The 24,610-nt window shown below is 61.1% G+C and carries 22 protein-coding genes; 9 read left to right on the top strand and 13 right to left on the bottom strand.

Going from position 1 to position 24,610, the window contains the following annotated elements; all coding sequences use genetic code 11:
* The first annotated feature begins 124 nt into the window (after positions 1-124).
* Positions 125-1,492 (top strand): NAD(P)-dependent oxidoreductase, encoded by a 1,368-nt coding sequence (locus ACA053_RS12715; RefSeq protein WP_497395768.1) that lies wholly within the window; start codon positions 125-127, stop codon positions 1,490-1,492.
* The gene (gene preA / locus ACA053_RS12710) at positions 1,493-2,767 is read left to right on the top strand and encodes an NAD-dependent dihydropyrimidine dehydrogenase subunit PreA (RefSeq protein ID WP_497317595.1); all 1,275 of its coding nucleotides are present in this window, start codon (positions 1,493-1,495) and stop codon (positions 2,765-2,767) included. It abuts the gene before it with no gap.
* A gap of 142 nt (positions 2,768-2,909) precedes the next feature.
* Here preA and ACA053_RS12705 read toward each other — a convergent pair whose 3' ends face one another.
* A complete protein-coding gene (locus ACA053_RS12705) occupies positions 2,910-3,530 on the bottom strand; it encodes a TetR/AcrR family transcriptional regulator (RefSeq protein WP_010455096.1) in 621 nt (206 codons plus the stop codon).
* Positions 3,531-3,787: 257 nt separating this feature from the next.
* Here ACA053_RS12705 and ACA053_RS12700 point away from each other — a divergent pair, with 257 nt between their 5' ends.
* The 7 genes from ACA053_RS12700 to ACA053_RS12670 all read left to right on the top strand — a co-directional run bounded on the left by ACA053_RS12700 (position 3,788) and on the right by ACA053_RS12670 (position 11,160).
* A complete protein-coding gene (locus ACA053_RS12700) occupies positions 3,788-5,083 on the top strand; it encodes an OprD family porin (RefSeq protein ID WP_497395766.1) in 1,296 nt (431 codons plus the stop codon).
* Between the two features lie 329 nt (positions 5,084-5,412).
* Positions 5,413-6,231, top strand: coding sequence for an NAD-dependent epimerase/dehydratase family protein (locus ACA053_RS12695; protein WP_497395764.1), 819 nt, complete (start codon positions 5,413-5,415; stop codon positions 6,229-6,231).
* Positions 6,232-6,284: 53 nt separating this feature from the next.
* On the top strand, positions 6,285-7,178 hold the full coding sequence (locus ACA053_RS12690) for an SMP-30/gluconolactonase/LRE family protein (protein ID WP_497395762.1): 894 nt from the start codon (positions 6,285-6,287) through the stop codon (positions 7,176-7,178).
* A 61-nt stretch (positions 7,179-7,239) separates the two neighbouring features.
* Positions 7,240-8,211: a TRAP transporter substrate-binding protein gene (locus ACA053_RS12685; protein ID WP_497317587.1), complete on the top strand. Its 972-nt coding sequence runs from the start codon at positions 7,240-7,242 to the stop codon at positions 8,209-8,211.
* Positions 8,212-8,289: 78 nt separating this feature from the next.
* Positions 8,290-8,817 (top strand): TRAP transporter small permease, encoded by a 528-nt coding sequence (locus ACA053_RS12680; protein WP_497317585.1) that lies wholly within the window; start codon positions 8,290-8,292, stop codon positions 8,815-8,817.
* Entirely contained in the window at positions 8,818-10,098 is a 1,281-nt protein-coding gene (locus ACA053_RS12675; protein WP_497317583.1) for a TRAP transporter large permease, read from the top strand.
* A gap of 177 nt (positions 10,099-10,275) precedes the next feature.
* A complete protein-coding gene (locus tag ACA053_RS12670) occupies positions 10,276-11,160 on the top strand; it encodes an aldose 1-epimerase (RefSeq protein ID WP_497395760.1) in 885 nt (294 codons plus the stop codon).
* On the opposite strand, the gene ACA053_RS12665 is transcribed toward ACA053_RS12670, so the two are convergent.
* From ACA053_RS12665 to pedF, 12 genes are all read right to left on the bottom strand, one after another.
* Positions 11,145-12,872, bottom strand: coding sequence for a PAS domain-containing hybrid sensor histidine kinase/response regulator (locus ACA053_RS12665; protein ID WP_109630282.1), 1,728 nt, complete (start codon positions 12,870-12,872; stop codon positions 11,145-11,147). The genes ACA053_RS12670 and ACA053_RS12665 overlap by 16 nt on opposite strands.
* The gene (ercA, locus tag ACA053_RS12660; RefSeq protein ID WP_461954414.1) at positions 12,856-14,019 is read right to left on the bottom strand and encodes an alcohol dehydrogenase-like regulatory protein ErcA; all 1,164 of its coding nucleotides are present in this window, start codon (positions 14,017-14,019) and stop codon (positions 12,856-12,858) included. Before ercA ends, ACA053_RS12665 begins: the two co-directional genes overlap by 17 nt.
* Before the next feature lie 235 nt (positions 14,020-14,254).
* Positions 14,255-15,388 carry a pyrroloquinoline quinone biosynthesis protein PqqE gene (gene pqqE, locus ACA053_RS12655; protein WP_497395758.1) on the bottom strand — a complete coding sequence of 378 codons (1,134 nt, stop codon included), beginning with the start codon at positions 15,386-15,388 and terminating at the stop codon, positions 14,255-14,257.
* Complete coding sequence (gene pqqC, locus ACA053_RS12650; RefSeq protein ID WP_497317576.1) at positions 15,385-16,137, bottom strand: pyrroloquinoline-quinone synthase PqqC; 753 nt, start codon at positions 16,135-16,137, stop codon at positions 15,385-15,387. Before pqqC ends, pqqE begins: the two co-directional genes overlap by 4 nt.
* A 125-nt stretch (positions 16,138-16,262) precedes the next feature.
* Complete coding sequence (gene pqqB / locus ACA053_RS12645; RefSeq protein ID WP_497317574.1) at positions 16,263-17,177, bottom strand: pyrroloquinoline quinone biosynthesis protein PqqB; 915 nt, start codon at positions 17,175-17,177, stop codon at positions 16,263-16,265.
* Positions 17,178-17,230: 53 nt separating this feature from the next.
* On the bottom strand, positions 17,231-17,302 hold the full coding sequence (gene pqqA / locus ACA053_RS12640) for a pyrroloquinoline quinone precursor peptide PqqA (protein ID WP_010455123.1): 72 nt from the start codon (positions 17,300-17,302) through the stop codon (positions 17,231-17,233).
* Between the two features lie 257 nt (positions 17,303-17,559).
* Positions 17,560-19,080, bottom strand: coding sequence for an acetaldehyde dehydrogenase ExaC (exaC, locus tag ACA053_RS12635; protein WP_109630268.1), 1,521 nt, complete (start codon positions 19,078-19,080; stop codon positions 17,560-17,562).
* A 310-nt stretch (positions 19,081-19,390) separates the two neighbouring features.
* Positions 19,391-21,169 (bottom strand): PQQ-dependent methanol/ethanol family dehydrogenase, encoded by a 1,779-nt coding sequence (locus ACA053_RS12630; RefSeq protein WP_497328486.1) that lies wholly within the window; start codon positions 21,167-21,169, stop codon positions 19,391-19,393.
* 274 nt (positions 21,170-21,443) lie between these two features.
* Positions 21,444-22,382, bottom strand: coding sequence for a quinoprotein relay system zinc metallohydrolase 1 (locus ACA053_RS12625; RefSeq protein ID WP_497395756.1), 939 nt, complete (start codon positions 22,380-22,382; stop codon positions 21,444-21,446).
* 16 nt (positions 22,383-22,398) lie between these two features.
* Positions 22,399-23,160 (bottom strand): quinoprotein dehydrogenase-associated SoxYZ-like carrier, encoded by a 762-nt coding sequence (locus tag ACA053_RS12620; RefSeq protein WP_497395754.1) that lies wholly within the window; start codon positions 23,158-23,160, stop codon positions 22,399-22,401.
* On the bottom strand, positions 23,157-24,035 hold the full coding sequence (locus tag ACA053_RS12615) for a substrate-binding periplasmic protein (RefSeq protein WP_497395752.1): 879 nt from the start codon (positions 24,033-24,035) through the stop codon (positions 23,157-23,159). Before ACA053_RS12615 ends, ACA053_RS12620 begins: the two co-directional genes overlap by 4 nt.
* A gap of 3 nt (positions 24,036-24,038) precedes the next feature.
* A complete protein-coding gene (gene pedF / locus ACA053_RS12610; protein WP_497317564.1) occupies positions 24,039-24,500 on the bottom strand; it encodes a cytochrome c-550 PedF in 462 nt (153 codons plus the stop codon).
* Positions 24,501-24,610: the final 110 nt, after the last annotated feature.

Below are 24,610 nucleotides of genomic sequence, written 5' to 3'. Positions count from 1 at the left end.
CTCGCTCCCACATTTGAAATGCCTTCCCCTGCGGGAGCGAGCCTGCTCGCGATGGCGCCAGTACAAGCGCCACAAAAACCAATGCCCACCAGAGGCAGCCCTCAATAACCGTGAGGCCAACACCGTGATCAAGACCCTGAACCACCTCCCGCATCCCTATGAGAATGCGGCCACCCTCGCCGGCCATTTCACCGACCTGGCGCCGCCACTCAACGACCGTCAGGCGCATCTTGAAGCCTCGCGCTGCCTGTATTGCTACGACGCGCCGTGCGTGAACGCCTGTCCGAGCGAGATTGATATCCCGTCGTTCATTCGCAATATCCATCAGGAAAACGTCCAGGGCGCCGCGCAGAAAATCCTCTCGGCGAACATCCTCGGCGGCAGTTGCGCCCGGGTGTGCCCGACGGAAATCCTCTGCCAGCAAGCCTGCGTGCGCAACAACGACCACGAATGCGCACCGGTGCTGATCGGCCTGTTGCAACGGTACGCCGTTGACAACGCGCACTTCAGCGAACACCCCTTCCAGCGCGCCGCCACCACCGGCAAACGCATCGCCGTGGTCGGTGCCGGCCCGGCCGGGTTGTCCTGCGCTCACCGCAGTGCGATGCATGGCCATGACGTGGTGATTTTCGAGGCGCGGGAAAAGGCTGGCGGCCTCAACGAGTACGGGATCGCCAAATACAAACTGGTGGATGACTACGCGCAAAAGGAACTTGAGTTTCTGCTGCAGATTGGCGGCATCGAAATCCGTCACGGGCAGAAACTCGGCGAAAACCTGACCCTCAGCGAACTACATCAGCAATTCGACGCGGTGTTCCTTGGCCTCGGCCTGGCCGCCAGCAAACAACTGGGCTTGCCTCACGAAGACGCACCCGGCCTGCTCGCGGCCACCGACTACATCCGCGAACTGCGTCAGGCGGATGACCTGAGCCAACTGCCGTTGGCGGATCATTGCATCGTCCTTGGTGCCGGCAATACGGCCATCGACATGGCCGTGCAAATGGCCCGCCTCGGGGCTCGCGACGTGAATCTGGTGTACCGCCGCGGCGTCGAGGAAATGGGCGCCACCGGCCACGAACAGGACATCGCCAAGGCCAATCAGGTGCGTTTGCTGACCTGGGCGCAGCCCGAAGAAGTGCTGCTCAATGACCAAGGCAACGTGCGCGGCATGCGCTTCGCCCGCACGCGCCTGGTAGAAGGTCGCTTGCAAACCACCGGCGAAACCTTCGAATTGGCGGCCGACGCGATTTTCAAAGCCATCGGCCAGGCCTTCGATGCCAGCGCCCTCGCCGATCCACTGGCACGCGAACTCAAGCGTCAGGGCGATCGAATCCAGGTCGATGAACAGCTGCGTACCAGCATTCCCGGCGTGTATGCCGGTGGCGACTGCACCAGCCTCGACCAAGACCTCACCGTGCAAGCCGTGCAGCATGGCAAACAGGCGGCCGAGGCCATCAACGCTCAACTGATGCTCAACGTGGAGGCTGCGTAAATGGCCGATCTCTCGATTGTCTTCGCTGGCATCAAATCCCCGAATCCGTTCTGGCTGGCCTCCGCGCCGCCGACCGACAAGGCTTACAACGTGGTTCGCGCCTTCGAGGCCGGCTGGGGTGGCGTGGTCTGGAAAACCCTGGGTGAAGACCCGGCGGCGGTCAACGTGTCCTCGCGTTACTCCGCGCTCTTCGGTGCCAACCGTGAAGTGGTCGGCTTCAACAATATCGAGCTGATCACCGACCGCTCGCTGGAGATCAACCTGCGGGAAATCACCCAGGTCAAAAAGGACTGGCCGGACCGCGCGCTGATCGTTTCGCTGATGGTGCCCTGCGTCGAAGAGTCGTGGAAATTCATCCTGCCGCTGGTGGAAGCCACCGGCGCCGACGGCATCGAGCTGAACTTCGGTTGTCCGCACGGCATGCCGGAACGCGGCATGGGCGCGGCGGTCGGCCAGGTGCCGGAGTACGTCGAGCAGGTCACCCGTTGGTGCAAGACGTATTGCTCGCTGCCGGTGATCGTCAAGCTCACGCCGAACATCACCGACATCCGCGTTGCCGCCCGAGCAGCCCATCGCGGTGGAGCAGATGCGGTGTCGCTGATCAACACCATCAACTCGATCACCAGCGTCAATCTGGAGCGCATGGTCGCCAATCCCGCCGTCGGCAACCAAAGTACCCATGGCGGTTATTGCGGCTCGGCGGTGAAGCCGATTGCGCTGAACATGGTCGCCGAAATCGCCCGCGACCCGCAGACCCAAGGCCTGCCGATCTCCGGCATTGGCGGCATCGGCAGCTGGCGCGATGCCGCGGAATTCATCGCCCTGGGCAGCGGCTCGGTGCAGGTGTGCACGGCGGCGATGCTGCATGGCTTCCGGATTGTCGAGGAAATGAAGGACGGGTTGTCACGCTGGATGGACAGTCAGGGTTACGCCAGCATTTCGGAATTTTCCGGCCGCGCGGTGGGCAACACCACGGACTGGAAGTACCTGGACATCAACTATCAAGTGATCGCGAAGATTGATCAGGAGGCGTGTATCGGTTGCGGGCGTTGCCACATCGCTTGCGAAGACACTTCGCACCAGGCGGTGGCGAGCCTGAAGCAGGCGGACGGGACGCATAAGTACGAAGTGATTGATGACGAGTGCGTGGGCTGCAACCTGTGCCAGATTACCTGCCCGGTGGAGGATTGCATCGAGATGGTGCCGATGGAGAACGGCAAGCCGTTTCTGGATTGGAATCATGATCCGAGGAACCCGTACCATGTTGCGGTTTGAGATGTGCGTCGCCTGAGCTGACGCCTTCGCGGGCAAGCCTCGCTCCTACAGGGTCCACCGTCGATCATTTAATCGTGGATCGACACAAAACCTGTAGGTGCGAGGCTTGCCCGCGAAGAGGCCGGCAGCCACACCGAAAATCTCAAGGCTCCAGTCCGATCCCCCGCAAAATCACACTCGTCACCGTCTGCACCGCCCGCTCGAACTGCATGTCCGACAGCGGCTGATGATCATTGAGGATATTCACCTGATGATCAAAGTCCGCGTAATGCTGGGTCGAAGCCCAGATCATGTACAGCAGGCTTGAAGGCTCCACCGGCAGGATGCGTTTGTCGTCCACCCACTGGCGGATTTTCGCTTCTTTCATCTTGGCCCAGTCGTACAGGCTCGCGTCCAGCGCCACGCCCAGCGTCGGGGCGCCGTGGATGATTTCGTTGGCCCAGACTTTCGAGCCATAAGGCCGGCTGCGGGAGTGGTTCATCTTGGCGCGGATGTAGCTGCTGAGCACCACGCGCGGGTCGTCGAACATCTCGAAGCACAAGGCGTCCTGCTTCCACACTTCCAGCAAACCCAACAGCACCGCGCTGTACAGTTCGCTTTTGGTGCTGAAGTAGTAATGCAGGTTGGAGCGCGGCAGTTGCACTTCTGCGGCAATGTCGGCCATGGCGGTGCCGCCAAAGCCTTTTTCGGCGAAGACCTTTTCGGCCCCCAGCAATATCTTCTCGACGTTACTGCGACGAATCTCGATCTTGTGATTGCCCATGAGGGCTCCCTGACAACAGCGTTGGCCAAGACTAGCATCCGCTCTACCTCGCGGCGACCTCTGCTTCCGAGCCATGACTCGTCGCCGTATCAGCCGTTGGCGCAACCGATGTTCGCCCTTCAGATATCGGCAGTTGCCTAAGTCATCGTATAACTTCTGATTGACAACCCCTGAAAGCCTCGCAAATAATCGCCCCCAATGTTGTACGACGACGTATGACAAAAAATAAAAACAACAAGAAAAAAGGGAGCTTCATTGTGAGCAAACTCGTCCGTAATTCCTTCGCCAGCACCCCTCGCCCCACCTTCGTACGCCGTCACACCCTGAGCCTGATCGGTTGCAGCAGCCTGGCTTTCGCCTTGCCCATGACCAGCAATGCAGAAGGGTTCGTCGATGACGCCAAAGCCACGCTGAACCTGCGCAACGCCTATATCAATCGCAACTACACCAACCCGGCCTACCCACAAGGCAAGGCTGAAGAGTGGACACAAAACTTCATCCTCGACGCCAAGTCCGGGTTCACTCCGGGCCCCGTCGGATTCGGCGTGGACGTACTCGGCCTGTACTCGCAAAAACTCGATGGCGGCAAAGGCACGGGCGGCACACAACTGCTGCCGATCCACGACGACGGCCGCCCTGCCGACAACTTCGGGCGCATGGGCGTGGCGCTGAAAGGCAAAATCTCGAAGACCGAATTGAAGGTCGGGGAATGGATGCCGGTGCTGCCGATCCTGCGTTCCGACGACGGCCGCTCGTTGCCGCAAACCTTCCGTGGCGGCCAGGTGACGTCCACCGAAATCAGCGGCCTGACGCTCTACGGCGGCCAGTTCCGCCAGAACAGCCCGCGCAACGATGCGAGCATGGAAGACATGTCCATGAACACCAAAGCCGCGTTCACCTCGGACCGCTTCAACTTCGGCGGCGGCGAATACGCCTTCAACGACAAGCGCACCCAGGTCGGCGTCTGGTACTCGGAACTCAGCGACATCTATCAACAACAGTATTTCAACCTGAGCCACAGCCAGCCCATCGGCGACTGGACCCTGGGCGCCAACCTCGGCTACTTCACCGGCAAGGAAGACGGCAGCGCCTTCGCCGGCGACCTGGACAACAAAACCGCATTCGCCATGCTCTCGGCCAAATACGGCGGCAACACCTTCTACGTCGGCCTGCAAAAACTCAGCGGCGACGACGTCTGGATGCGGGTCAACGGCACCAGCGGCGGCACCTTGGCCAACGACAGTTACAACTCCAGCTACGACAACGCCAAGGAAAAATCCTGGCAGCTGCGCCACGACTACAACTTCGTCGCCCTCGGCGTTCCCGGCCTGACGATGATGAACCGCTACATCAGCGGCGATAACGTGCACACCGGGGCGATCACCGACGGCAAGGAATGGGGCCGCGAATCGGAACTGGCCTACACCGTGCAAAGCGGCCCGCTGAAGAACCTCAATGTAAAATGGCGCAACGCAACCATCCGCAAGAGCTTCAGCACCAACGAGTTCGACGAAAACCGCATTTTCATCAGCTACCCGATTTCGTTGTTGTAGACAGACATCTTCTGCAGGTTCACATCACCTGTGGCGAGGGGATTTATCCCCGTTCGGCTGCGAAGCAGTCGTCAATCCAGCTATGCGGTTTGCCTGAAGAAATGAAGATTCAGTTTTGGGGCCGCTTCGCGGCCCAACGGGGATAAATCCCCTCGCCACACGTATTCCCTTTGGCTCAGGTATCTCCTTTGCCAAAGGAAAACACCTTTGCCACAAGACCCTCCGTCATTTTCAACCAAAGTCGCGTTGACAAGACTCGGAAAGCCTAACGATACTTCGGCATAGTCATACGACAACCTACAACAATAATTGCGTACACAGGGACTTCCATGACCAGCACTCCTTCAGCCCCTTTCAATCGCCTGCTGCTGACCGGTGCCGCCGGTGGCCTGGGTAAAGTCTTGCGCGAAAGCCTGCGTCCTTATGCCAACGTCATTCGCCTGTCGGACATCGCCAACATGGCATCGGCCGTCGATGACCGCGAAGAAGTCGTCACCTGCGATCTGGCAGACAAGCAGGCCGTGCACCAACTGGTCGAAGGCGTGGACGCGATCTTGCATTTCGGTGGCGTATCGACGGAGCACTCGTTTGAAGAAATCCTCGGCGCCAACATTTGCGGCGTCTTCCATATATACGAAGCCGCGCGCCGCCATGGCGTGAAGCGGGTGATTTTCGCCAGTTCCAACCACGTCATCGGTTTCTACAAACAAGGCGAAACCATCGACGCCTACTGCCCTCGCCGCCCGGACAGCTATTACGGTTTGTCCAAGTCCTACGGCGAAGACATGGCCAGTTTCTACTTCGATCGCTACGGCATCGAGACCGTCAGCATCCGCATCGGCTCCTCGTTCCCGGAACCGCAAAACCGCCGAATGATGAGCACCTGGCTGAGCTTCGGCGACCTGACCCACTTGCTCGAACGCGCGCTGTACGCGCCGAACGTCGGCCATACCGTGGTCTACGGCATGTCCGACAACAAGAACGTCTGGTGGGACAACCGTTTCGCCACCGCGCTGGGCTTTGCTCCTCAGGACAGCTCCGAAGTGTTCCGCGAAAAAGTCGAAGCACAGCCGATGCCCGCCGCTGATGACCCGGCCATGGTTTACCAGGGTGGCGCGTTTGTGTCGTCCGGCCCTTTCGGTGACTGAACCCGCTGACCTCACTTGATCCCCACAACAAAAACCCAAGGGAATGAGTCGCCATGCAAGCCGAATTGATTGTCGATGCCCGAAACGCGGTCGGTGAAAGCCCGGTCTGGGTCCCCGAGGAAAACGCCCTGTATTGGGTGGATATTCCTGCCGGTGGATTGCAGCGCTGGAGCGCCGACAGCGGTCATGTCCATGCCTGGACCGCCCCGGAAATGCTCGCCTGTATCGCCCGTCACAGCGACGGCGGCTGGGTGGCCGGGATGGAAAGCGGCTTCTTCCATTTGCAGCCGCACAACGACGGCAGCCTCGACAGCGAACTGCTCGCGCACATCGATCACGCCCGTGTCGACATGCGCCTGAACGACGGTCGCTGTGATCGTCAGGGGCGTTTCTGGGCCGGCAGCATGGTGTTGAACATGGGCGCCAACGCCGCAGACGGCACGTTGTATCGCTACAGCGCCGGGCAGCGCGGGCCGCTTGAAGCGCGACTCGACGGCTTCATTGTGCCCAACGGTCTGGGCTTCAGCCCGGATGGCCGGACGATGTACTTGTCTGATTCCCATCCCTTGGTCCAGCAGATCTGGGCCTTCGATTACGACATCGACAGCGGCACCCCGTCCAACCGGCGGCTGTTCGTCGACATGAACCAGTTCCCCGGCCGCCCCGACGGCGCCGCCGTTGATGCCGAAGGCGGCTACTGGATTTGCGCCAACGACGCCGGACTGATTCACCGCTTCACCCCGGACGGCCGACTGGACCGTTCCCTCGCCGTCCCCGTGAAAAAACCCACCATGTGCGCCTTCGGTGGCAGTCGACTGGACACGCTGTTCGTGACCTCGATCCGCCCCGGTGACGACCATGACCCTCAGTCATTGGCCGGCGGCGTGTTCGCGCTCGCCCCCGGCATCAAAGGTTTACCGGAACCGCTGTTCAACGATCTGCTTTAACCGATTCTGCTGCACCGCTGCGCCTTGAATACAAAAAAAATAACAAACTGGAGACACCCCCATGGACTTCAAACGCACCTTGCTCGCCGCTGCACTCCCCTTGGCCTTCACCCTCAGCAGTGCCGCCCAAGCGCTGGAAATCAAATTCGCCGACATCCACCCGGCCGGCTACCCGACCGTGGTGGCCGAAGAACAACTGGGCAAAACCCTGGTGGCCGACAGCAACGGCACGCTGACTTTCAAGATGTTCGCCGGCGGTGTGCTCGGCTCGGAAAAAGAAGTGGTTGAACAAGCCCAGGTCGGCGCCATCCAGATGGCCCGGGTCAGCCTTGGCATCGTCGGGCCGGTGGTGCCGGACGTGAACGTGTTCAACATGCCGTTCGTGTTCCGCGATCAGGCGCACATGCGCAAAGTCATCGACGGTGACGTCGGCGACGAAATTCTCGACAAGATCACCAACTCCGAATTCAACCTGGTCGCCCTGGCCTGGATGGACGGCGGCACGCGCAACATCTACACGAAAAAACCGGTGCGCAAACTTGAAGACCTCAAGGGCATGAAAATCCGCGTGCAAGGCAACCCGATGTTCATCGAGACCATCAACGCCATGGGCGGCAACGGCATTGCGATGGACACCGGCGAGATCTTCAGCGCCCTGCAGACTGGCGTGATCGACGGCGCGGAAAACAACCCGCCGACCCTGCTCGAACACAACCACTACCAGAATGCCAAGTACTACAGCCTGACCGGGCACTTGATCCTGCCTGAACCGATCGTGATGTCGAAGATCACCTGGGACAAGCTCACCCCCGAGCAACAAGTGCTGGTGAAAAAAACCGCCAAAGCCGCACAGGCGCAAGAACGCACGTTGTGGGATGCAAAATCCGCCAGCAGTGAGGAAAAACTCAAGGCAGCCGGCGTCGAGTTCATCGCCGTCGACAAGAAACCTTTCTATGAGGCCACCGCCTCGATCCGCGAGAAATACGGCGCGCCTTACGCCGACCTGATCAAGCGCATCGAAGCCGTTCAGTAACCCTCCCTGCCCTCATGAAAGGCCCGGCGCCGTTGACGTTGGTGTATGTCAGCGCGCGCCCGGTTACGGTGGAACCCGATGAAGAATCTGCTGCTACGCATCAACGACAGGATTTACATGGCCTGCATCTGGGTCGCCGGTCTGTCGGTCCTGACGATTTCCCTGATCATTCCCTGGGGCGTCTTCGCCCGTTACGTGCTAGGCACCGGCTCAAGCTGGCCGGAGCCCACCGCCATCTTGCTGATGATGGTCTTCACCTTCATCGGCGCCGCCGCGAGTTACCGCGCCGGCGCGCACATGGCCGTGGCGATGCTCACTGACCGCATGGCGCCCCGACTGCGCAATGCGATGGCGATTTTCTCGCAATTGCTGATGGCGACCATATGCCTGTTCATGACCATCTGGGGCACCAAGCTGTGCCTGTCGACCTGGAACCAGTTCATGAGCGCCATGCCGACGCTGCGCGTGGGCATCACCTACATGCCGATCCCGATTGGCGGTGTGCTGACGCTGATCTTTGTCCTGGAAAAACTCTTGCTCGGTGACCAGAGCAACCGTCGGGTCGTGCGTTTCGACCTGGTTGAAGAAAGCGAAGGGGCTGCCTGAATGGACGCGTTGATTCTGTTGGGCAGTTTTATTGCGTTGATCCTGATCGGCATGCCGGTCGCTTATGCACTGGGGCTTTCCGCCCTGATCGGCGCGTGGTGGATCGACATCCCGTTCCAGGCGCTGATGATTCAGGTCGCGGGCGGCGTGAACAAATTCTCTCTGCTGGCGATTCCGTTCTTCGTCCTGGCGGGCGCGATCATGGCCGAGGGCGGCATGTCCCGGCGGCTGGTGGCGTTTGCCGGGGTGCTGGTCGGGTTTGTCCGTGGCGGCTTGTCGCTGGTCAACATCATGGCCTCGACCTTCTTCGGCGCGATCTCCGGGTCTTCGGTGGCGGACACGGCCTCGGTCGGTTCGGTGCTGATTCCAGAAATGGAACGCCGTGGTTACCCGCGGGAATTCGCCACGGCCGTGACGGTCAGCGGCTCGGTGCAAGCGCTGCTGACGCCGCCCAGCCACAACTCGGTGCTCTACTCGCTGGCCGCGGGCGGCACGGTGTCGATTGCGTCGCTGTTCATGGCCGGCGTGGTCCCGGGCTTGCTGATGAGCGCGTGCCTGATGGTGCTGTGCCTGATCTTCGCGAAAAAGCGCAACTACCCCAAGGGCGAAGTCATTCCCTTGAAGCAGGCGCTGAAAATCTGCGGCGAAGCGATGTGGGGCCTGATGGCCATGGTCATCATCCTCGGCGGGATTCTCTCGGGTATTTTCACCGCCACTGAATCGGCGGCGATTGCGGTGCTGTGGTCGTTCTTCGTGACCATGTTCATCTACCGCGACTACAAGTGGAGCGAGCTGCCAAAACTGATGCACCGCACGGTGCGGACGATTTCGATCGTGATGATCCTGATCGGCTTCGCAGCGAGCTTCGGCTACATCATGACCCTGATGCAGATTCCGTCGAAGATCACCACGATGTTCCTGACCCTGTCGGACAACCGTTACGTGATCCTGATGTGCATCAACGTCATGCTGCTGTTGCTCGGCACCGTGATGGACATGGCGCCGCTGATCCTGATCCTGACGCCGATCCTGATGCCGGTAATTCTGGGCATTGGCGTGGACCCGGTGCAGTTCGGCATGATCATGCTGGTGAACCTGGGGATTGGATTGATCACGCCGCCGGTGGGCGCGGTCTTGTTTGTGGGGTCGGCCGTGGGCAAAGTCAGTATCGAAAAAACCGTGAAGGCGCTGCTGCCGTTCTATGGCGTGCTGTTCCTGGTGCTGTTGGCCGTGACCTACATTCCGGCGCTGTCGCTGTGGTTGCCGCATTTGGTGTTGTAAAACCGGTTGGTGAGCAAGACTCCCTGTGGCGAGGGAGCTTGCTCCCGCTGGGTCGCGCAGCGGCCCCCTGCAATTTTTCAGGAAGACCGAGTTGCCTGACTTTGCGACTGCTGCGCAGCCGAGCGGGAGCAAGCTCCCTCGCCACAAAAGCACTTTCACATTCCTTTGCAGAACGCCATGAAAACGACTCTCATCGAACTCACAGACGAACTCACCCACCTCACCCTCGCCCCCGAACTCGGTGGCAGCCTCGTCAACTGGACCGTTCGCAGCACCGGTCAACCGCTGCTGCGCCACAACGACGCCCACGCGCTGAACACCGGCCTGCCAGGTAAACTGGGTTGCTACCCCTTGATTCCGTGGTCGAACCGAATCGCCGAAGGGGGCTTCGACTGTCCCGATGGCTGGCTCGCCTTGAAGCCCAACAGCCTCACCGATCCACTGCCGATTCACGGCAGCGCCTGGCAACAACCGTGGCAGGTGGTGTCGCAGACCCATGACGAAGTGGTCCTGCAACTCAACAGCAAAAGCCCCTTCGCCTATCGCGCCCGGCAGCGGTTTCATCTGAGCGAGGGCCGATTGAGCATCGATTTGCACGTCACCCACCTGGCCAAACACCCCGCATGGCATGGGCTCGGACTGCACCCGTACTTTCCGCGCACAGCGAACACCCGGTTACAGGCCAAGGCAGAAAAAGCCTGGTTATGCGATGGATCGAAACTGCCAACTGAACGCATGGCACTGCCTGCCGAGTGGGACTTTGATCAGCTCAAAGTGCTGCCCGACACACTGGTCGACAACGGTTTCTGCGAATGGGACGGTCATTGCCTGATCCAGCAACCCGAGCTCGGTTATGAGCTGGAATGCCAGGCCAGCGGCAGCGATTACTACCTGCTCTATTGCCCGGTGGGTATGGGATTTTTCTGCATCGAACCGGTCAGCCACCCAGTCAACGCCCATCACTTGCCCGGGCGGCCGGGGCTGCGTTTGCTGGAGCAAGGTCAATCCGTCGAACTCGGCTTCAGCCTGCACTATCGCCAGCTTGATCAGCCCAGCATCTGACTCAACACTGCACGCAACTTGCCGGGTTTCACCGGTTTATTCAGCAGCGGCGCGTCGAGTCGCTGCAACGAACGCCGGCACTGGTCGGTGCGGTCGGCAGTGATGATTACCGCCGGAATCGCCTGACTGAAATGCTCGCGCAAATGCCGCACCACGTCACAGCCGACGACGCCGTGATCGAGGTGGTAATCCGCCAGAATCAGTTCCGGCGCCCGCCCCTTCAAAGCGGCCAACGCTGAGTGTTCATCCGTGGCAATCACCACCTCGCAGCCCCACTGCCCGAGCAGCGCGCTCATGCTGTCCAGAATGCTCACTTCGTTGTCCAGCACCAGCAGGCGCCGGCCCGGCAACGGATTGCCCGTGCCCGGCTGCGGTGCTGCCAGGCTGATCGGCAACGGGATCTCATGGGAAATCGGCACGTCGATGCTGAACACCGAGCCACGTCCCGGCCGCGAATGAACCTGAATCCGGTAGTTGAGGATCTTGGCGATGCGCTCAACGATGGCCAGCCCCAGACCCACGCCCTTGCGGTCGGCGGCGCGGCCGACATCCAGTTGATTGAATTCGAGGAAGATCGAGTCCAGCCGGTCCGCCGCGATCCCGCGCCCGGTGTCCCACACTTCCAGGCGCAGCATATCGCCGCGCCGCCTGGCCCCCAGCAGAATGGCGCCCTCATCGGTATAACGGCAGGCGTTGCTGAGGAAGTTGCGCAGGATCCGCGTCATCAAGCGCAGGTCGGTATGAATGGCGTAATCGCCCATGTGCACCCGCAGGTTCAACCCGGCGGCCTCGGCCACCGACTGGAACTCCGAGACCAGCGGCGCGAGTAATTCGTCGAGGCGGTACAACGCGACGTCCGGTTTGACGGCGGCCTGATCGAGTCGGGAAATATCCAGCAAGTCGGTGAGCAAATCTTCAGCGCCTTCCAGCGCCTGATGGGTTCGCTCCACCAGTACCTGCTCGACATCCGGCAACTTGCGCTCGCGCAAGGTCGAGATCAGCAAACGCGCGGCGTTGAGGGGTTGCAGCAAGTCATGGCTGGCGGCAGCGAGGTATTTGTCCTTGCTGCGGTTGGCGGCCTCGGCGGCGTCCCGGGCATCGCGCAAGTCTTGGGCAATCTGTTTACGTTGGGTGATCTGCTGTTGCAGGTTGCGGTTGGCTTCCAGCAATTCGTCAGTGCGCGCGGTGACCCGCTGCTCCAGTTCGTCGTTGAGTTGTTGCAGGCGCTGCTGGGCGAATTTGCGTTCGGTGATGTCGGCGACAAAACCCTCCACCAGCCCCTCCTGGTCGGGTTTGAGCAGCAGGTTCATCAGCACGTCGAGGCTGGTGCCGTCCTTGCGTCGCAACTGGGTTTCATAGCCGTGCAGGCTGCGCTCGCGCTGGAGCATTTCACGGATTTTCTCCAGCTCTTGAGCGCCGCCGACAAACAGGTTGCTCGCCAGGTCGGCCAGCGAAAACAGCACCTCTTGCGGATCCTGATAGCCAAGCATCCGCGCCAGGGCCGGGTTGGCGGCACGCATGCCTTCCATGAGGCTGGCCTGGAAGATCCCGTGGACGGCGTTTTCGAACAGCCACTTGTAGCGATTGCGCTCGGCTTCCAGCTCGTCCAGTCGTGCGGCGAGTTCCGGGTAGTGGCTCTTGCGCGCCGAGTGGCTGCCTAATCCCAGTAGCCCGGCGAGCGCGCGTTGTTGCTCGTCAGAGGGCTTCGCCATAGACGACCTCGACATCACGCTGACTGGACTCACGCGGGTTGGTGAGGATGCACGGGTCGTGCATGGCGTGTTGCGACAGGAACGGAATGTCGGCGGTACTGACTCCGTGCAAACCGAGGGTTTCATGGAAGCCGATCGCATGTTTCAGGGCGATCAGGTGCTCGACCAGACGCCCGCAGATCTGCCGGTGATTGAGGCCACGGCAATCGATGCCGAAGGTCTCGGCGATCACCTTGAAGCGATCCGGCGCCGAGCTGTAGTTGAACGCCACCACGTGCTCCACCAGCACCGCGTTGCACAAGCCATGGGGCAAATCGAGAAAGCCGCCGAGGCTGTGGGACATCGCGTGCACCGCGCCGAGGATCGCGTTGGAAAACGCCAGCCCCGCCTGCATGCTGCCGAGCATGATCTTCTCGCGCAGGGCGATGTCGGTCGGGTTGGCGATCATCTGCACCAGGTTGCCGTTGATCAGGCGCATCGCTTCCAGCGCGTGCGGGTCGGTCAACGGCCCGTGGCCGGTGGAGACGAACGCTTCGATGGCATGCACCAGCGCATCGATGCCGGTACAGGCGGACAGGAACGGGTCCATGCTCAGGGTGGTTTCCGGGTCGATCAACGATACGTCCGGCACCACGGCCTTGCTGACGATGGAGAACTTCATGCGTTCTTGCTGGTTGGAAATGATCACGAACTGCGAGACATCCGCCGAGGTGCCGGCGGTGGTCGGAATCAGGATCAGCGGCGGGCTGGGCACGCGGATGGTATCGACGCCTTCGAACTCAAGGATGTTGCGTCCGTGGGCGACGACGATGCCGATGCCTTTGCCGCAATCCATCGGGCTGCCACCGCCGACCGCGACGATCACATCGCAATGGTTTTCCTTGTACAGCTCGGCGCCGAGCATGACTTCCTCGACCCGCGGGTTGGGCGAAACGTCGCTATACAGAAAGTAATCGATGCCCTGGGCTTGCAGACTGGCTTCGACATCGGCCACCCAACCGGCGGCAATCACACCGGGGTCGCTGACCACCAATACCTTGCGGGCACCGAAGGTCTTGGCGCAGTTGCCGACGTTGTGCCGGCAACCGGCACCGAAAATGATTTCAGGCGAAACGAATTTACGCAGCTGGCTGAGACTCTGGCTCATTGGAAAGCCTGTTTTTATTGTTTTGAAGGTAGAACCACACTAACCCATCCCTCCGCGAATGCAATCAGACCAATGGGTAGCGCTCCTCGGGATATACCCAAATTCTCCACCAGTGAAGATCCCTGTGGGAGCGGGCTTGCCCGCGATGAGGGTAGAACATTCAACATTGATGTCGACGGGGATGCCGCTATCGCGGGCAAGCCCGCTCCCACAAGGTTTGGTATCAGTTCTTGATTCAGCCGCGATAGATCAGCCGCGAAGCCTTCTCATTACGCAACGTCAGGTGTTCCATCCCGTGCCCCGGCGCATCCGCTTCGTCGCGGGCCTTGAGGATCACCCCGTGGTGCGGCGACTTGCTGCACACCGGGTCGGCATTCTCGGCATCGCCGGTGAGCATGAACGCCTGGCAGCGGCATCCGCCCAGGTCCTTGTGCTTTTCATCGCAGGAGCGGCACGGTTCTTTCATCCAGTCATCGCCACGAAAGCGATTAAAGCCGAATGACTCGGTCCAGATGTGCGCGATGCTGTGCTCGCGCACGTTGGGAAACTCCACCGGCAATTGCCGTGCACTGTGACAAGGCAACGCCGTGCCGTCCGGGGTGATGTCGAGAAACAGGTTGGCCCAGCCGTTCATGCAGGTCTTGGGGCGTTCTTCGTAGTAGTCCGGGGTGACGAAGATCAGTTTGCAGGGATGGCCCTCGGCCTCAAGACGTTCACGGTATTCGTTGGTGATGCGCTCGGCACGCTGCAATTGCTCGCGGGTCGGCAACAGGCCGACGCGGTTGAGTTCGGCCCAGCCGTAGAACTGACACGTGGCCAGTTCGACGAAGTCCGCTTCCAGTTCCAGACACAGGTCGATGATCTGCGCGATCTGGTCGATGTTGTGCCGATGGGTGACGAAATTCAGCACCATCGGATAGCCCTGGGCTTTCACTGCACGGGCCATCGCGAGTTTCTGTGCGAAGGCCTTGCGCGAGCCAGCGAGCATGTTGTTGACCTGCTCGTCAGCGGCCTGAAAGCTGATCTGGATGTGGTCCAGCCCGGCGACCTTGAAGTCGCGGACTTTTTGCTCGGTCAGGCCGATGCCCGAGGTGATGAGGTTGGTGTAGTAACCCATGTCCCGCGCAGCCTTGATCAGCTCGGCCAGGTCCTGACGCACCAGCGGCTCCCCGCCGGAAAAGCCCAGTTGCGCGGCGCCCATCTCCCGAGCTTCGCGGAACACCCGAATCCATTCTTCGGTGCTCAATTCCTCACCCTGCTGGGCGAAATCCAGCGGGTTGGAACAATACGGGCATTGCAACGGGCAGCGATAGGTCAGCTCGGCCAGTAACCACAAGGGCGGACCGGGTGGCTGTTCGATCAGGTTCACAGGGCGATCCCCCGGTGCCAGACATTTTCCGTGGTCACGGTGTGATACGGCGGGCGCCCCAGTTCGTAGGCCATGCTCATTGCGTCGAGCATGCTCCACAGCACGTCGAGCTTGAACTGCAGAATTTCCAGCATGCGTTGCTGGCCTTCGACCGTGACGTAGTGCGCCAGGGTGATGCGCAAACCATGCTCGACATCGCGCCGCGCCTGGCTCAGGCGCGTGCGGAAATAGTCGTAACCGGCCGGGTCGATCCACGGGTAATGCGCGGGCCAGGCGTCGAGTCGGGACTGGTGGATCTGCGGCGCGAACAGCTCGGTGAGCGAACTGCTGGCCGCTTCCTGCCAACAGGCGCGTCGGGCGAAATTGACGTAGGCGTCCACGGCGAAACGCACGCCAGGCAGCACCAATTCCTGGGAGAGGATTTGCTCACGGTCCAGCCCCACCGCTTCCCCCAGCCGCAACCAGGCTTCGATGCCGCCCTCGCTGCCGGGAACGCCGTCGTGGTCGAGGATGCGTTGCAGCCATTCACGGCGCACGTCGCGGTCCGGGCAGTTGGCGAGGATCGCGGCGTCTTTCAGCGGGATGTTGACTTGGTAGTAGAAGCGATTGGCGACCCAGCCCTGGATCTGCTCGCGGGTGGCGCGGCCGGCGTACATGGCTTGGTGGAACGGGTGATGGATGTGGTAATAGGCGCCTTTGGCGCGCAGGGCTTGCTCGAATTCGGCGGGGGACATGGGTTGGTCTGTCATGGTGGTTCTCCTGGGAGCTCTGCGGTGCTTGGTCTGGCCTCATTGCTGGCAAGCCAGCTCCCACAGGTTTTTGTAAACACCGCAGAACCCTGTGGGAGCTGGCTTGCCAGCGATGGGGCCAGCGGCTACAACTCAATACTCATGCCGTCGTAGGACACTTCAATCCCCCGCCGCTCCAGCAACGCCCGCTCAGCCGAGTCTTCATCGAGAATCGGATTGGTGTTGTTAATGTGGATCAGCACCTTGCGCTGGCGTGGGAAGTCATTAAGCACCTCAAGCATCCCGCCAGGACCGCTCTGTGGCAGATGCCCCATTTCACTGCCCAGGCTCTGGCCGACTTCGCACACGCGCATCTCGTCGTCGCGCCACAACGTGCCGTCCAGCAGCAGGCAATCGGCGCGCTGCATCCAGCTCAGGACTTCGTCGTCGATTTGCCCAAGGCCCGGGGCATAGAACACGCTGGCGCCGCTGCGCAGGTCTTCGATAAACAAACCAATGGTGTCGCCCGGCTGCGGATTGCCGCGATTGGGCGAGTACGGCGGTGCGTTGCTCACCAGGGGAATCGCACGAAACTGCAGGTGCTCGCAGGCCGCGATGGTGAATGGTTCACGGTCGAGTCCGACCGGTTGCCACTGCAACCCGCCGTTCCAGTGTTCAAGCATGGGGAACAAGGGAAAGCCACTGCTCAGGTCTTGATGAACACGCTCCGTGCACCAGACCGAATGCGGGCAGCCTTCGCGCAGGCTCAGCAGGCCAGTGCAATGGTCGATCTGGCTGTCCAGCAGGACGACGCCGGCAATCGCCGTATCGCGCAAGCGACGGGCCGGTTGCAGCGCCGGGAAACTTTCAAGCTGCGCGCGAATGTCCGGTGACGCATTGCACAGCACCCACTCCACACCGTTGTCGCTCACGGCAATCGACGACTGCGTGCGCCGTTGCGCCCGCAGGCTGCTATTGCGCATTCCGGCGCATTGGCGGCAGTTGCAGTTCCATTGCGGAAAACCGCCACCGGCGGCGGAACCGAGAACGCGGATGTGCATGGGAGCCTCCAGAAGGCAGGCCCGGCCAACGCCACGGTTGGCCGGGTGGACAATCAACGGTTGGCGAAATACATCGTCACTTCGAAACCAATGCGCAGATCGGTGAACGCGGGTTTATTCCACATGGGTCAATCCTCTTCTTGTGCCGGGTGATTCCGGTAAAGCCATTAATGCACGGGGCGCCAAGTGATCGAATGCTACTTTGGGACGAGAGGGCGGCGTGCGTTGGTAGGGGGTGTTAGCGCGGTCCTCAACACCACACATAACACTGTGGGAGCGGGCTTGCCCGCGATAAGGCTGGAACATTCAACATTGATGTTGACTGTCAGACCGCTATCGCGGGCAAGCCCGCTCCCACAGGTTTTTCAGTGTGCTTAAGAGATCAGAAGAACCCCATCGGGTTGATGTCGTAGCTCACCAGCAGGTTTTTGGTCTGCTGATAATGGTCGAGCATCATCTTGTGGTTTTCACGGCCGACACCGGACTTCTTGTAGCCGCCGAACGCAGCATGCGCCGGGTACAGGTGGTAGCAGTTGGTCCAGACACGCCCGGCCTTGATCGCCCGGCCCATGCGGTAGGCGCGGTTGATGTCGCGGGTCCACAGGCCGGCGCCGAGGCCGAACTCGCTGTCGTTGGCAATCGCCAGGGCTTCGGCTTCGTCCTTGAAGGTGGTGATACCCACCACCGGGCCGAAGATTTCTTCCTGGAACACGCGCATTTTGTTGTGGCCCTTGAGCAGGGTCGGCTGGATGTAGTAACCCGTCGACAAATCGCCTTCAAGGCGTTCGGCCGCGCCGCCGGTGAGCAGCTCGGCGCCCTCCTCCTGAGCGATTTTCAGGTACGAGAGAATCTTGTCGTATTGCTGCTCGGACGCCTGGGCGCCGACCATGGTTTCGGTGTCCAGCGGGTTGCCGCGCTTGATCTTGACGATCTTCTGCATCACCACTTTCATGAAGTCGTCGTAGATCGACTCTTGCACCAGTGCGCGAGACGGACAGGTGCAGACTTCGCCCTGGTTGAAGAACGCCAGCACCAGGCCTTCGGCGGCCTTCTCGATGAACTGCGGCTCGGCTTGCATGATGTCTTCGAAGAAGATGTTCGGCGACTTGCCGCCCAGCTCGACGGTGCTTGGAATGATGTTCTCGGCCGCGCATTTCATGATGTGCGCGCCGATCGGGGTAGAACCGGTGAAGGCAATCTTGGCGATGCGCTTGCTGGTGGCCAGCGCTTCACCGGCTTCGCGGCCGAAACCCTGGACGATGTTCAGCACGCCAGGTGGCAGCAAGTCGGCGATCAACTCAGCAAAGACCATGATCGACAGCGGCGTCTGCTCGGCGGGTTTGAGCACCACGCAGTTACCGGCAGCGAGGGCCGGGGCGAGTTTCCACGCGGCCATGAGCAGCGGGAAGTTCCACGGGATGATCTGCCCGACCACGCCCAACGGCTCGTGGAAGTGATAGGCGGTGGTCAGCTCGTTGATCTCGGCGGCGCCGCCCTCTTGGGCACGGATGCAGCCGGCGAAATAACGGAAATGGTCGGCGGCCAGCGGCACGTCGGCGTTCAGGGTTTCGCGCACGGCTTTGCCGTTGTCCCAGGTTTCGGTGACCGCGAGGATTTCCAGATTTTGTTCGATGCGGTCGGCGATTTTCAGCAGCACCAACGAGCGATCCTGAGCCGAGGTCTTGCCCCAGGCATCCGCTGCAGCATGGGCGGCGTCGAGGGCTTTTTCGATGTCGGCGGCGCTGGAGCGCGGGAATTCAGCGATCACTTCGCCGGTGACTGGCGAAGAATTGGTGAAGTACTCGCCATTGACCGGGGCAACGAACTCGCCGCCGATGAAATTGCCGTAGCGCGGTTTGAAGGTCACGACGGCGCCGGGTGTTCCAGGTTGTGCATAGATCATGGTGGGCCTCTGTCTGGGTCGATGCCTGTCGGGCAAACAGGCGATGAACCGATAGTAGAGAGCCTCGCGCGCCAGACGAATGCGCCGTTGGCAGGGGGACTCTCGTTATTTGGTAGTAGAAGGTGTCCGGGGATCAGCAGGTTTTTGTGGCGAGGGAGCTTGCTCCCGCTGGAGTGCGAAGCGCTCCCAAACCCAGACGTTGCGGTTCATCTGTCATACCGCATCGGCTGGTTTTACGACTGCTTCGCAGCCGAGCGGGAGCAAGCTCCCTCGCCACAGGTTGTGTAGGTATTTAGATCAGTGGCAGCAATCAGTGCTTGGCCACGACCAGGTCTTTGGGCAGTTTGAAGGTCCAGAGCATCCCGCCCTGGTTGAAGTCCTTGATGCGCTTGGCCACTTCGCCGCCCCACAGCGGTACGGCGCCGCCCCAGCCGGACAGCACCGAGACGTACTGCTCGCCATCCATTTCCCAGGTCACAGGCGAACCGAGGACGCCGGAGCCGGTCTGGAATTCCCAGACTTTCTCGCCGGTCTTGGCATTGAAGGCCTGGAGGAAACCTTCCGGCGTACCGGTGAACACCAGGTTGCCCTTGGTGGTCAGCACCCCGCCCCACAGCGGCGCGAAGTTCTTGTGGCGCCAGACTTCCTTGCCAGTCTTCGGATCGATCGCACGCAGCACGCCGATGTAGTCTTCATTCAACGGTTTGATGGTGAAACCGGCACCGAGGAACGCCGCGCCTTTCTTGTAGGCGATGCCTTCGTTCCAGATGTCCATGCCCCACTCGTTGGACGGCACGTAGAACAGCCCGGTGTCCTTGTTGTAGGCCATCGGCATCCAGTTTTTCGCACCGAGGAACGCCGGCGCTACGAACACCGAACCGCCCTTGGCTTCGGTGCCTGGAGCACCTGGACGGCTGGCTTCGTTGTAGATCGGCCGGCCCTCTTTATCGAGGCCGGTGGCCCAGGTGATCTTGTCCACGAACGGGAAGCCACGGATGAACTTGCCGTTGGTGCGGTCCAGCACGTAGAAGAAACCGTTACGGTCGGCGGTGGCGGCGGCTTTGATCTCTTTGCCGCCTTCGGTGTAGTTGAACGACACCAGTTCGTTCACGCCGTCATAGTCCCAACCGTCGTGTGGCGTGCTCTGGAAGTGCCACTTGATGGTGCCGTCGTCCGGGTTCAGCGCCAGACGCGACGACGAGTAGAGGTTGTCGCCAGGACGCAGGTGCGAGTTCCATGGTGCCGGGTTGCCGGTGCCGAACAGCAGCAGATTGGTTTCCGGGTCGTAGTAACCGCCCAGCCAAGGTGCAGCGCCGCCGGTTTTCCACAAGTCGCCAGGCCAGGTCTTGCCGGCTTCACCGCCGGAGATGCCGTTTTCTACCGCTTTGCCGTCCTTGTAGGTGTAACCCATGTGGCCTTCGACGGTAGGTCGGGTCCACAGCAGGTCGCCGTTTTTCGGGTCGTAGGCTTCGATCTTGCCGACCACGCCGAACTCACCACCGGCCACGCCGGTAATCAGTTTGCCGTTGATCACCAACGGCGCGGCGCTGATCGAATAGCCCTCCTTGTGGTCGGCGACTTTCTTGCTCCAGACCACTTTGCCGGTGTCCTTGTTCAGGGCCACCAGCTTGGCGTCGAGGGTGCCGAAGAACACCAGATCGCCATACAGCGCGACGCCCCGGTTGATCACGTCGCAGCACGGACGGATGTCATCGGGCAGGCGCGCATCGTATTGCCAGAGCTTCTTGCCGGTGCGCGCATCCACCGCAAACACCCGCGAGTAGGAACCGGTCATGTACATCACGCCGTCCTTGATCATCGGCTGTGCTTGCTGACCGCGCTGTTTTTCCCCGCCGAAAGAGAACGCCCAGACCGGCCGCAGGTCCTTGACGTTGTTGACGTTGAGCGTATCCAGCGGGCTGTAGCGCTGACCCTGGACGCCCAGACCGTTGGTGACGATCTGCTCCGGGTTCTTGGGGTCCTGGAGAATGTCCTGATCGGTGACGCCGGCCAGCGCGGTGCCGGACAACAGCATGGCACTGAGCAGCACGCTAAGGACGAAGGGTTGGCGACGTGCGGGGTGGGTCATGACAGCTACCTCTGCGGTTTTTGTTATACCCGGGAAATTTTCCCGGTCTGGTGCAGATTCTTCGGCGCCGCCGCCCTTGGAACAATTGCCCGCAGTGTTGAGATTGCTAGTTCCTTAGTACCGGGTCGGATGAGACCAACACCGGATATGTCGGTCGACACCGGCCCCCTGTGGGAGCGAGCCTGCTCGCGATGGCGGTGTGTCAGACGACATCAATGGTGAATGTGAGGGCCTCATCGCGAGCAGGCTCACTCCCACATTGGATCTGTGTTGTTCATTTTTTTGCAGTGGAATCGACACGGGTCATTTGCGCGCGCTCGTAGCGAGGATAGAGATGACTGACGCTGCGGATCAGTTCATAGCGGCTCAGGCTGATCGCCGCGAACCGTTCAGGTATGGAACTGCGGATCATCTCGCCCATGTCGCTGCCATTGGCTGCACCCTCTCGCATCAGCTGATCGAGCCAGCCGAGGTAGTCGCGCATTTGCTCGAACGGTTTCGTGTCCGTCGCCACCGGCCCATGGCCGGGCACGATCAGCGTCCACGGCAAGCCTTGCAGCGTGGCGATGTCCGCCAGCCACACCGACAGCCCCGGGCTGTTGGGCGTGGTCAGCGCCCGTTGGTAAAACACCAGGTCCCCGGCAAACAGCACGCCGGTTTGCTGGTCGAGAATAGCCAGATCCGCGCCGGTGTGCCCACCCAGGCTCAGCAGGCGCAGATCATGATTCCCAAAACTGAGGACGGCGGGTGCCAGCGTCCGCGTCGGCAACACCACCTCGGTGCCACGCATCCAGTCGCCCACCAGCCGATACATGTTCTCGGCCATGGCGTCGCCCTGCTGATGCAGCAGCTCGGTGGTGCCGGGCAGCGCGCCGATCGGCACGTCGCTGAAGGCCTGGTTACCCAACACATGGTCGGGATGGTGATGGGTCAGCAGCACCTCGATCACCGGTTTGTCGGTGGTCGCGGCAATGGCTTTGCGCATCGCTTCGCCATAGCGTTTCGACGGCCCGGTATCGATCACCACCACCCCGCGTTCGGTGACGATGAACGCGGTATTGACGATGTTGCCGCCGTTGGCCTTGGCGAAATTGTCGGTGCTGCCTTCCAGCAGCCAAGTGTCTTCGGCGATCTGTCGGGGCTTGAGTTCATAGTCAAGGTCCGCCAGGGCCGGCAGGCTCAGGCTCAAAAACAACAGCAGCATCCAGCGCATCACGCGCTCCTTGGGGTCAGGGTATGGCCGCATCGAATTGATTGCCGCTGTTGTCGCGCAGCAACAGGCGCGTCTGCCCTGCCCCTTCGATGTCGAAGGCCAGGTTGGGGTTCTCGCTGACGGCGGGAAACAGTTCAAGACGAGCCAGCAACTGATCGTTTTGGTCGCGCAGTTCGGCATGGTTGATGAAAAATTCCGGGATGCCGCTGACCATGCCGTTGTCCATCGGATGCGCCACTTGCAGGCGCACACGGCTGAATTCGCCACGGGGATAACGACCGCCCAGCACTTCGCCGATGTGGTCTTCCCAGCCTGGCTGGGTGCGCACCACACTCGGCGCCGTGCATCCGCCGCCCGCCGCATCGATCAACGTAGAGCCGACATGCCAGAGCCCATCACGGGTCAGCACTGCCGCGCGCAACGGCGTGGCCTGCTCGATACGAATGCGGATCGACAGCCACGGCAGGACGCGGTCGACCGGTTGGAAATCAACGATCTTCGGCAAGGGATTGAGTTCCGCCCAGGCGAGGATTTTCACCACCTCGCCTTTGAACGCACGGGCGTCGATTTCCAGTGGCACTTGCCGGGCGTCTTCGGCAAACGGCGGTGCCAGCAGCTTCACCCGGTCATCGAAAATGAACGGTGCATCGCCGAGCATCTGCTTGTGATAGAACGCCCACATCACCGACGGCACCGGGTCTTTGCCCGGCTCGACGGCGCCAGCATGCGCGGCCAAGGGTAGCCAGCAGAGCAACAGGCAACTCGCTCGCCAGTTCACTGTTGATACATCTCTGGCACGTCATAGCGCAGGCCGTAATGGCCATAAATGGTTTTGACCGCACCCTCGCGGATCAACACCTCCAGCGCCTCTTCCACGGCATAGGCCAGTTGACGGTTGCTTTCGTGCACCGCCATGCCGATCTCCCAGAGCTGCTTGCCCATGTTCGGGTAGGCGTTTTCCGCCAGCGCCACTTGCGGGTCTGCTGCTTCGTGAACCTGCCAGTCGATCTCACCACGCATGGCCATGACCGCGTCGACTTCGCCGGCCTTCATCGCCGCAAACGCTTGGGGCACGCCGGGATAGTGGTGAGTCTTGCCGGCAAGCATGCCGCTGAACACCGAGGTCAGGTAGAACGACGGCACGCTGTCGACTTCGACGCCGATCGGGTGGTGCTCGAACACGGCGACGCTGCCCACCGATTCCAGACGGCGACGGTCATAGGCGACTTGCCATTGTTCGTTCTGGTACGGGCCGAACATCACCACATGGCCGTTTTCCAGCTCACCCACTTCGTTGCGTTTTTGCGCGTAATCGCGGTCGTATGGCACGCGCATCATCAGGTCGGCCAGTTGCAGATCGTGCAACTGACTGGCCCGCCAGATGTAATCGCGCAGGTCGTCATCGAGCTTCTCGCCGGCGGGCGCCCAGATCAACGTCAGGCGCACACCCAGCGCTTTGGCCAAGGCTGCGGCGAGCTCGACATCCACCCCGCGGGGCTGGCCGGCGTCTTCAAAACTGTAGGGGGCGAAGTCTTTGTAGACCGCCACTTTCAGCTCCCCGGCGGCGATCATTTCGTCATAGGTACGGACCTGCGCCTGCACGACCTGGCAGCACAGCAACACGGCGCTGATCAACACAGCGAGCAGGCGCATGGATTACTCCTCGACGTGAACGCTGTCCAGGTAAGTGCGCACGGCCCACAAGGCTTCCTGACTCAGGTAATCAGCCATCTTCGGCATGTACACCCGGCCATCGCGCACGGCTCCGTTGCGCACCCGTTCGACAAACCATTCATCTCCCGCTTCGCCCACATCGAGCATGCGCAGATCGGGGGCGATGCCGCCGGACTTGGCTTCCAGGCCATGACAGGCCGCACAGTTCTGGTTGTAGGCCGAAGAGCCGATTTCCACAGCCTTATCGTGTTCCGGGGAGGTGCGATACGGGTTCACCGCCGCCCAACCATCGGCATCCACCTGCAAGCCGGCGTCCTTGATCGGGGTCAGTCCCTTGGTTTCTATGGCCTGAGGTACCACGTTGCCATGGGCCCAGACGGAGCCTGCACTGATAAAACCGGCCAGCAGTCCGGCAACGAGCAAGGCGTTGCGTTTTGTTGTCATTGTTATGCCCTCAAGATTGCACGCAAAACCTCTTTGAAGAGGCTATGGCACCCATCTTGGTACGGGCTTCGCACAATCCCCATGCTGCTTTGGTGGCCGCCGTCTAGTCC

The organism is Pseudomonas sp. LBUM1672, assembly GCF_059695655.1.
This window is presented reverse-complemented; position numbering and strand designations above follow the sequence as displayed.